This is a genomic window from Arthrobacter sp. 05T444 (genome assembly GCF_056395905.1).
Genome location: NZ_JBFTKK010000057.1, coordinates 1 through 784, shown reverse-complemented (window position 1 = coordinate 784; position 784 = coordinate 1). Strand labels below are relative to the sequence as shown.

Annotated in this window: 1 pseudogene; it reads right to left on the bottom strand. The window is 65.1% G+C overall.

The features are described from left to right. Positions 1-784, bottom strand: a pseudogene (locus tag AC1DD3_RS22055) (pyruvate dehydrogenase (acetyl-transferring), homodimeric type); the annotation flags it as partial.

Genomic DNA, 784 nt, shown 5'->3' with positions numbered 1-784 from the left:
GCGCCGATGATGAAGCCGCGGGTCATCTGGTCCGCGGCGGCCCAGAAGGCGTCGCCGGTGCGCTGGAAGCCGAACATGGAGTAGAACACGTAGACCGGGATCAGCGGCACGCCGTGGGTGGCGTAGGCGGTGCCGGCGGCGGTGAACGCTGCGACGGCGCCGGCTTCGTTGATGCCGGGGTGAATCAGCTGGCCCTGGGCGGATTCCTTGTAGGCCAGGACCAGGTCGCGGTCCACGGACAGGTAGTTCTGGCCCTTGGGGTTGTAGATCTTCGCGGTCGGGAAGAACGCGTCCATGCCGAAGGTGCGGGCTTCATCGGGGATGATCGGCGCGATGTGCTTGCCGAAATTCTTGTCCCGCATCAGGTCTTTGAGCAACCGGACGAAGGCCATGGTGGTGGCTGCCTGCTGCTTGCCGGAGCCGCGCTTGGCGACCTCGTAGGTTTTCGCATCCGGCAGCGCGATGTCGGAGTGCTTGGACCGGCGCTCCGGCACAGCACCGCCCAGGGCAGCGCGCCGTTCCATCATGTACTTGATTTCCGGGGCATCCGTGCCCGGGTGGAAGTACGGCGGCTGGTACGGATCCTTGTCGAGCTGCTCGTCCGTGAGGGGGATCCGCAGGTGGTCGCGGAACTTCTTCAGGTCGTCGAGGGTGAGTTTTTTCATCTGGTGGGTGGCGTTGCGGCCTTCGAAGTGCGGGCCGAGGCCGTAGCCCTTGACCGTTTTGGCCAGGATCACGGTGGGCTTGCCCTTGAATTCGGTCGCTGCCTTGTACGCGGCGTAGA